This is a genomic window from Streptacidiphilus carbonis, from assembly GCF_000787775.1.
Classification (GTDB): domain Bacteria; phylum Actinomycetota; class Actinomycetes; order Streptomycetales; family Streptomycetaceae; genus Streptacidiphilus; species Streptacidiphilus carbonis.
Genome location: NZ_BBPM01000107.1, coordinates 1 through 9101 on the forward strand (window position 1 = coordinate 1; position 9101 = coordinate 9101).

Annotated in this window: 3 protein-coding genes; all 3 read right to left on the bottom strand. The window is 74.6% G+C overall.

Annotation, left to right across the window (positions count from 1 at the left end; all coding sequences use genetic code 11):
• Positions 1 to 1392: condensation domain-containing protein (locus tag TR46_RS36855; protein WP_042411327.1), on the bottom strand; the 1392-nt coding region annotated here is incomplete at its 3' end.
• Positions 1392 to 7967, bottom strand: coding sequence for a non-ribosomal peptide synthetase (locus tag TR46_RS36860; protein ID WP_052433450.1), 6576 nt, complete (start codon positions 7965 to 7967; stop codon positions 1392 to 1394). The genes TR46_RS36860 and TR46_RS36855, both read right to left, overlap by 1 nt.
• A gap of 91 nt (positions 7968 to 8058) precedes the next feature.
• The gene (locus TR46_RS36865; protein WP_042411330.1) at positions 8059 to 8877 is read right to left on the bottom strand and encodes an AfsR/SARP family transcriptional regulator; all 819 of its coding nucleotides are present in this window, start codon (positions 8875 to 8877) and stop codon (positions 8059 to 8061) included.
• Between the last annotated feature and the right edge of the window lie 224 nt (positions 8878 to 9101).

The window sequence follows — 9101 nt, forward strand, 5'->3', positions numbered from 1 at the left end:
CACCGACACCTCCGGCACCGACACCCCCGTCCCGTTGAACCCCCGCAGCACCAGCTCACGCTCGACCGGCTCCAACACCTCCACCACAGCCACCCGCACCCCGGGCGCACCCACCAACACCCGCAACACCCGCACAAACCGAGCCGCCAGACCCTCGACCGTCCCCCGATCGAACAGATCCGTCGCATATTCGAGGTTGCACCGCATGCCGGGGCCGACGGCGTCGGAGGCGAAGTTGAACTCGAGGTCGAACTTGGCCGTAGGGGTCGGAAGGGCTTCGAGCCGGGTCTGCAGCCCGGGCAGGTCGAGGTCGATCCTGGCGTCGTTCTGCCAGGTGAACATGGTCTGGAAGAGCGGGTGGTAGGCGGTGGACCGCTCCGGGTTGAGGGACTCCACCAGCCGTTCGAACGGGGCGTCCTGGTGGTCGTAGGCGGCCACCGCCTTGTCCCGCACCCGGCCGAGCAGCTCCTCGAACGACGGATTGCCCGACAGGTCGACCCGCAGCACCCAGGTGTTGACGAAGAAGCCGACCAAGTCGTTGAACTCCTCCTCGGTGCGGCCCGCGATCGACGCCCCCAACGGGATGTCGTCGCCGCCACCGAGCCGGTGCAGCAGCACCGCCAGCGCGGCCTGCAGCACCATCGGCACCGTCAGGCCCCGTTCACGGGCCAGGTCCTCGACGCCGGCGAGCAGTTCCGGCTCGATCGGGAACTCCACCATGTCGCCGCGGTGCGAGGCCGCCGGCGGACGCGGACGATCGACCGGCAACTGCAACGGCTGCGGAACCCCCGCCAACTCACCACGCCAGTACGCCACCTGCTCCGACAACACACTGCCCGGATCCGACTCCTCCCCCAACAGCTCCCGCTGCCACAACGTGTAGTCCACGTACTGCACCGGCAACTCCACCCACCCCGGCGCACCACCCCCCACCCGCGCTCCGTACGCCACCGCCAGATCACGCGCCAACGGCACCATCGACTCGCCGTCGGCGGCGATGTGGTGGATCAGCAGCACCAGGACGTGCTCCTCGGCCCCGGAGCGGAACAGCTCGGCCCGCACCGGGATCTCCGCGGACAGGTCGAAGACATGCTGCGCCGCCTGTGCCACGGCGTCGTCGAGGGCCTCCGGTGCCACCTCGGTCAGCGGCAGGCCCAGCGTCACCTCGGCCATGGGCACGACCTGCTGGCCCGGCACACCCTCCGCGCTCTCGACGATCAGGGTGCGCAGGCTCTCGTGCCGGCCCACCACGTCCCGCACCGCCGACTCCAGGGCCACGACGTCCAGGTCGCCGCGCAGGCGCAGCATGAACGGCAGGTTGTACGTCGCCGACGGGCCCTCGAACCGGTCGATGAACCACAGCCGCCGCTGCGCGAAAGACAGGGGAATCATCAGAACCCACTCCGATTCATCTTGCGTACAGGGGGCCTTCGGGACGTGGCCTCGGCCTTTTTCGGTAGCGCAGAGGACAGTTCAGCTATGGTTCGGCATTCGAACACCAGGCCGATCGGGACATCCGTCTCCAGCACCTTGCGGGCGCGGCTGACCACGCGCATGGCCAGCAGCGAGTCCCCGCCGGCGGCGAAGAAGTCGTCGTCGATCCCCACCCGCGGCAGCCCGAGCACCTCGGCGTACACGGCGCACAGCGCCTCTTCGCGGGGGGTGCGCGGGGCGCGGTAGGCGGTGCCGGCGAACTGCGGCTCGGGCAGCGCCGACCGGTCCAGCTTTCCGTTGGGAAGCAGCGGCAGCCGGTCCAGGACGACGAACGCCGCCGGCACCAGGTGGCCCGGCAGCCGATCGGCGACGAAGCCGCGCAGTTCCCCGGGGTCCACCGGGCCGCCCCGGTCCAGGACCACGTAGGCCACCAGCCGGGCGGCGCCCGCCGCGCCCCTGGGCGTCCTGGCGGCCACCACGGCCCGGCCGACGCCGGGGTGGGCGGCCAGGACCGCTTCGACCTCGCCCGGCTCGACCCGTACCCCGCGGATCTTGACCTGCTCGTCGGCCCGGCCGGCGTACTCCAGCCGGCCTTCGGCGGTCCAACGGGCCAGGTCCCCGGTGCGGTACATCCGCTCGCCCGGCGGACCGAACGGGCAGGCGACGAAGCGCTCCGCGGTCAGCGCGGCGCGGCCGCGGTAGCCGCGGCCCACGTTCCGGCCCGCCACGTACAGCTCGCCGGTCACCCCCGGCGGCACCGGACCCAGGCCGGCGCCCAGCACATGGACCCGGGCGGTCCCCAGCGGCGTGCCTATCGGCGCGGCGCCGGTGCCCGTCCACGGGTCCGCGCCCGGCAGGGCGAACGCGGTGGCGTAGAAGGTCTCGCTCTGCCCGTAGGCGTTGACCACCCGCACGCCCGGGATCGCCTCCCGCACCCGGGTCACCAGCGCCGCGGGCAGGGCCTCGCCGGCGAACACCACCGTGTCGGCGCCGACCTTCGCGTCCGCCTGGTCCAGCAGTTCGGCGAAGGCCGAGGGCACCGTGCTGATCACGCCGCCGCTCCAGCCGCCCCGCTCGCCCAGCACCAGCACGTCCCGGACCACCTCGACGGTGCCGCCCGCGCACAGCGTGCCGAACAGCTCGAACACCGAGACGTCGAAACCCACCGAGGTGCCCGCCAGGGTGCGGGCCCCCGGGGGCAGGCACAGGCGCGAGAACAGGGCCGGGAGGCAGCCGGTGACATTGGCGTGCGTGAGGACGACGCCCTTCGGGGTCCCGGTGGACCCCGAGGTGTAGATGACATACGCCGCGTGGTCCGGGCGCAGCGGCCGCAGCCGCTCCGCGTCGCAAGGACCGGCGGCCTGCGGACCGCCGTCCCGGCCGTCCCCGTCGGTGAACTCCTCCAGGCACAGCCGGGCCGGACCGCCCTCGGGGAGCGCGGCCGCGGTCGCCCCGGTGGTGAGCACCAGCAGCGGCGCGGCGTCGTCGAGCACGAACGCGAGGCGCCGGCTCGGGTACCCGGGGTCGACCGGCAGGTAGCAGCCGCCCGCCTTGAGCACCGCCAGCAGGGCGACCACCAGGTCGGACGAGCGCGGCAGCGCCACGGCCACCACCGACTCGGGGCCGACCCCGCGCCGGATCAGCTCGTGGGCCAGCCGGTTCGCCCGCGCGTCCAGCTCCCGGTAGGTCAGCGACACGTCGCCGCAGACCACTGCGGCCCGGTCCGGCGTCCGCGCGACCTGCTCCTCGAACATGTCGGGGACGGTCGCCTCCGGCGCGGGTTCCGCCCGGTCGGCCGACCGGGCCAGCAGCCGTTCCCGTTCGGCCCGGTCGAGCAGCTCGACCGCGCCGACGCGTCGGCCGGGGTCGGCCGCCACCTGCGCCAGCACCCGCCCGAACCGGACGGCGACGTCCGCCGCTGCGTCGGGGTCGAACGCGTCCCGCTGGTACTGCACGGTCAGCCGCAGCCGGTCGGAGTCGGCCAGCGCCAGCACCGTCAGCGCGTAGTGGGAGGTGGTGTAGGGGCGGATACCGGTGAAGGCGATCCCGGCGGCCCGGCCCGCGCCGGTCAGGGCGGCCCGGTCCACCGGGAAGGACTCGAAGGCGAGGAAGGTGTCGAACAGGACGTCACGGCCGGTCAGCCGGTGAATGTCCGGCAGGCCGACGTGGTGGTGGTCGAGCAGTGCCGCCTGCCGTTCCTGAAGGCCGGTCAGCAGTTCCGCGACGGTGGTCGCCGGAGCGCAGTCCACCCGCACCGGGACGGTGTTGAGGAGCATCCCGACGATGTCGTCCACACCGGCCAGCTCCGGCGGGCGACCGGATACGGCGGCGCCGAAGGCCACGTCCTGACGGCCGGTCAGCTGGGCCAGCAGCACCGCCCAGGACCCCTGGACGACGGTGTTCAGCGTGACGCCGAGCTCGCCCGCGCGCCGTGACAGCGCACGGGCCGTGTCGGCGGGCAGCGGGACGTCGACGTGCCCGACCCCGGGGCCGGCGTTCCCGGGCGAGGCGGCCGGGGCCAGCACCGTCGGCTCGGCGAAGCCTTCGAGCTCCCGCTGCCAGGCCAGCGCCGACCCGGTGCGGTCCTGGCGGGACAGCCACTCCAGGAAGTCCCGGTACCCGCGCGCCCGCGGCAGCGCCGAGCCGTCGCCCCCGGCCCCGTACAGCCGCAGCAGGTCCCGCATCAGCAGCGGCAGCGACCAGCCGTCGAGCAGTGCGTGATGGGCGGTCAGGACGAGTTCGTGGCGCTCCGGCCCCATGGTGACCAGCGCCATCCGCAGCATCGGCGGCGCGGCGGGATCGAAGTGGGCGCGCAGGTCCTCGGCCAGGAACCGCTCGAACGCGGCCTGCCGCCCGGCCTCTCCCGGGTCGCCACCCGGATCGGTCAGGTCGGCCTCGCGCCAGGGCAGCCGGACGCCGTCGACGACCAACTGCACCAGGTCCCCGGCGGCGTCGGGCAGGAACGCGGCCCGCAGGGCCGGGTGCCGGTCCAGCAGCGCCTGCGCCGCCGCGCGCAGCCGGCGCGGGTCCACCGGCCCGGACAGGTGCAGCGCGTACTGCACCTGGTAGGCGTCGAAAGGGGAGTCGTTGCGCAGGGACCGGATCAGCAGCCCCGACTGCAGCGCGGTCAGCGGCCACACGTCCGCCAGGCCCGGGTAGCGCTGCTCCCAGACGTCGATGTCCTGCTGACGCACCGGCACCAGCGGCAGGTCGGACGGCGTCAGCCCGCCAGCACCAGGACCGGCGGCATGCCGGGCCAGGCCTTCGAGCGCCGCACACCACAGCTCCGCCAGCTCCTGCACCTCACCCCGGGACAGCACCCCGGCGGGGGCGGTGAACAGGGCTGCCAGCCGGGGGCCCTGCGCGGTGTCGGTGACGGACGCGTTGATGTCCAGTTCGGACAGCGCGGGCATGCGCGGGTCCTGGGCGGCGTCCAGCTCGGCGAGCTCGGCCAGGCCGGTCAGTTCCGGCGCCTGGGCGAAGCCCATTCCGCGCAGCTCCTCCGGCATGTCCGCGGTGGCGGAGAACCGGCCCAGGTAGTTGAACCCCACCTGGCCCAGTCCGTGCTCGCGCAGGACCGCCGCGGTCTCCGGGTTGAGGTGCCGCAGCAGCCCGTAGCCGATCCCGGCGTCGGGGAGCGACCGCAGGTGCTCCTTGACCGCTCGCACCGCCCGTCCGGCGGCCGGGCCGCCGGCGAACGCCTCGTCCAGGTCCACCCCGGCCAGGTCCGGGCGCACCGGGAAGACGCTGGTGAACCAGCCGACCGTACGGGACAGTTCGGCGCCCGGCGCCGCTCCCGGCTCCCGGCCGTGCCCCTCCAGCCGGATCAGCGTCGAGGTCCCCGGGACGCCACGGCGCCGGCGCCACTCGACCACCGCCAGGGCGAGGCCGGCCAGCAGGCCGTCGTTGACGCCGCCGCGGAACGCCGCGGGCAGCGTCGTCAGCAGCGTCTCGGTGGTCCGCGCGGACAGCTGCACCCGCACCTTGGCCACCGTGGAGACCACGTCGACGGCGGGGTCCAGCCGCCGGGCGCCGAGGAGCGGATCCGGCCCCTCGACGACCGACCGCCACAGCGCCAGCTCGGCCACCCGCTCCGGCCGGGACGCCTCCCGCACCAGGGCGTGCGCCCACCGCCGCACCGACGTGCCCACCGGCGGCAGTTCCGGCGGCAGCCCGGCGCGCACCCGCTGCCACGCCGCCGCCAAATCGGGGAGCAGGATCCGCCACGACACCCCGTCCACCACCAGGTGGTGCAGCACCAGCAGCAGCCGTCCGGTTCGTCCGTCCACCGGGTCGAACCGGACGAACTGCGCCACCACCCCGGCAGCCGGGTCCAGCCGACGCGCCGCCAGTTCCAGCTCCGCCAGCAGCAGCTCCCGCCAGGACGGTTCGTCCCAGCGTCCGTCGCAGCCGACCGACCGGACCAGGCGGTCCGCGGGCACCGAGCCCGGCGGGCCGACCACCAGGCCGCCGCCGTCCCCGGTCACCAGCCGGCAGCGCAGCAGATCGTGCCGGTCCAGCACCGCGCCGACGGTGGCGGCGAGCCCGTCCCGGTCGATCCCGGCGGGCAGGTCGACCACCATCGCCTGCAGGAACCGCTCGAAGCCCGGCCCCAGGCCGCTGGTCCATCGGGCCACCGGCGACAGCGGCATCCAGCCGGCGCCGCCGCCCTCCAGCTCCTCCAGCACCGGCCCCGCACCGGCGCCGGCGCGCGCGGCGGCGGCCTCGGCAAGCGCGGCCACCGTCCGGCGCTCGAAGACCTCCCGCGCGTCGACCAGGACGCCCTGCGCCCGGGCGCGCGAGGACACCTGGATGGACTGGATGCTGTCGCCGCCGATGGCGATGAAGTCGTCGTCGACACCGACCCGCTCCAGGCCCAGCACCTCGGCGACCACCCGGGCCAGTACGTCTTCCTCCGGCGAGCGGGGCGCCCGGTACGGCGCGGCCCTGAACTCGGGCTCCGGCAGCGCGGCCTTGTCCAGCTTCCCGTTGGGCATCAGCGGCAGGCGGTCCAGCCGTACGAACGCCGCCGGCACCATGAACTCGGGCAGCCGCTCGGCCACGAAGGCGCGCAGGTCCGCCGCCTCGAACCCGGAGCCGACGGCGATGTCGGCGCCGTCCGCGCCGCCGTCGCCGGGCCGGACCGGTACGACGTAGGCCACCACCTGCTTGCCGCCGCCGGCGCCCCGGCCCGCGCGGGCGGTCACCACCGCCTGGGCGACCCCCGGGTGCGCCGTCAGCGCGGCCTCGATCTCGGCCGGCTCCAGCCGGAAGCCGCGGACCTTCACCTGGTCGTCCGCCCGTCCCCGGAACAGCAGTTGGCCGTCCTCGGTCCACTCGACCAGGTCCCCGGTGCGGTACATCCGCTCACCCGGCGAACCGAACGGACAGGCGACGAACCGCTCGGCGGTCAGGCCGGGCCGGCCCAGGTAGCCGCGCGCCAGTGCCGAACCCGCCACGTACAGCTCCCCCGGGACACCGGCGGGCACCGGCCGCAGCCGGGCGTCCAGCACGTGCACCCGGGTGTCGGCGATGGGACGGCCGATGGGCGGCGTCCGGCCGTCGGCGGCCAGCGGCGCGCTCATGGTGGCGATGACCGTGGTCTCCGTCGGCCCGTAGGCGTTGACCATGCGCTGGTCGGCCGACCAGGCGGCCACCAGGTCCGGCGGCGTGGCGTCGCCGCCGACCACCAGGTACTCGACGGTGGGCAGCGAGCCGGGCGGCAGCGCCGCGAGTACCGCCGGCGGCAGCAGCAGGTGGGTGACCCGGTGCGCGGCGGCCGTCTCGGCCACCGGGCCGCCGGGGGCCAGCCAGTCCGCCGCGGCCAGCACCAGCCGCGCCCCGGACAGCAGAGCCGTGCACAGCTCCCACACCGAGGCGTCGAAGCTCGGCGAGGCGAACTGCAGCATCCGGCTCCGGGCGCTGAACTCCAGCCGCTCGGCCTGCGCCGCGACCAGGCCGGCCACCCCGACGTGGGTGACCGCCACGCCCTTGGGCCGCCCGGTCGAGCCCGAGGTGTAGATGACGTACGCGGTGTTCGCCGGCGACAGCGGGGTGAGCCGGTCCCGGTCGGCGAGGGGGGTGTCGGCGCACGCGGCCGCCGCGTCGGCGACCTCCCGGTCGTCCACCAGCAGCAGCGGCGCGGTGAACTCGGGCAGCAGCGCGGCCGTGGCGGCGTCCGCCAGCACCAGCGCGGCCCCCGAGTCGGCCACCATGTAGGAGACCCGCTCGGCCGGGTAGGCGGAGTCCACCGGCAGGTACGCCCCGCCCGCCTTCACCACCGCCAGCACCGCGACCACCAGGTCGAAGGAGCGCGGCAGCGCCACCGCGACCACGGACTCGGGGCCGACACCGCGGTCTGCCAGCACCCGCGCCAGCCGGTTGGCCCGGGAGTCGAGCTGACGGTAGGCCAGCGACTGTGCGCCGAACTCCACCGCGACCGCGTCAGGAGCCGCGGCGACCTGCCGTTCGAACTGCTCGGGGATCGTCCCGGCGGACCCGGACGTGACGGCTGACCGGCTTTCAGGGCGCATGCGTCGGCTCCATCGGTTCCGACCCGGGCTCCGGGTCCACGATTCGTCTCGTTCTCTGAGCGCCCGGAGGCCCGCCCCTGCGGCGGCGCGGTCAGCCCACGCGGGTGAGCCGGTCGTCCGCTCCCGCCGACGCGGCCTCTGGCCCCGCCATGAGGATGGAGCGCTGCATCCGGCGCAGCGCGGCGGACGGCTCCAGGCTGAGCTCGCGGACCAGGGCCTGGCGCAGCCGCTGGTAGACCTCCAGGGCCTCGCTGCGGCGGCCCGAACGGTACAGCGCCAGCATCAGCTGGCTGTGCAGGTTCTCGTGGGTGCGGTACCGGCTGACCAGCATGGTCAGTTCGCCCAGCAGCTCCCGGTGCCGGCCGAGGCGCAGGTCGGCCTCGATGCGCTGGTCGAGCGCGCACAGCCGGATCTCCTCCAGGCGCCTGCACTCCATCTCCAGCTGCGGACCGGTCTGCACGTCGGCGAGGGCGGAGCTGCCCCACAGGGCGAGAGCCTCGCGCAGTTGCCGGGCCGCGCCGGAGAAGTCCCCGGCGTCCATGGCGCGGTAACCCAGGCCGGCCAGCCGTTCGAACTCGCGGACGTCGATGGTGCCGCCGTAGGTGTTGAGCCGGTAGCCGCCGGGCGAGGTGACCAGGATGTGCTTGGCGGTGCGGCCCGCTGCGGCAGCCGCCGGGTCCAGTGCCGAGGAGATGAGGTCGCGCAACTGGAGGATGTAGGTCTGCAGGGTGGTCCGGGCGCTGCGCGGCGGGCAGTCGCCCCAGAGCTCCTCGGTCAGCGTCGCCACCGGGACGACCTGGTCGGCATGCAGGGCCAGCACGGCCAGGACCTGGCGCGGCTTGGGAGCCGTCGGCGTCACCGAGACGCCGTTCTCCGTGACCCGCAGTACGCCGAGTACGTCGATCTCCATGCCGCCACCACCCCTGTCCGTACGCGAGTCATGAGTCGTCAGACGCCCGAGAGGCCGGACAGCGCCAAGACTTGACCCTGGAAATCTAGGAACAGGACCGATGGCCTGTCAATATGAAACCGACTCCGCCGTTTCTTTTTGCCTTCCTCCTACCCGAACGGCAACTCCCGGTCGACTCCGGTGCGCAGCCAGCTGCCGGCGGGGGCGTTCGCCCCCCCCGCCCC

Excerpts from the sequence above, each read along its gene's own strand:
- TR46_RS36860 (WP_052433450.1), bottom strand. The coding sequence starts at position 7,967 with ATGCGCCCTGAAAGCCGGTCAGCCGTCACGTCCGGGTCCGCCGGGACG.
- TR46_RS36865 (WP_042411330.1), bottom strand. The coding sequence starts at position 8,877 with ATGGAGATCGACGTACTCGGCGTACTGCGGGTCACGGAGAACGGCGTC.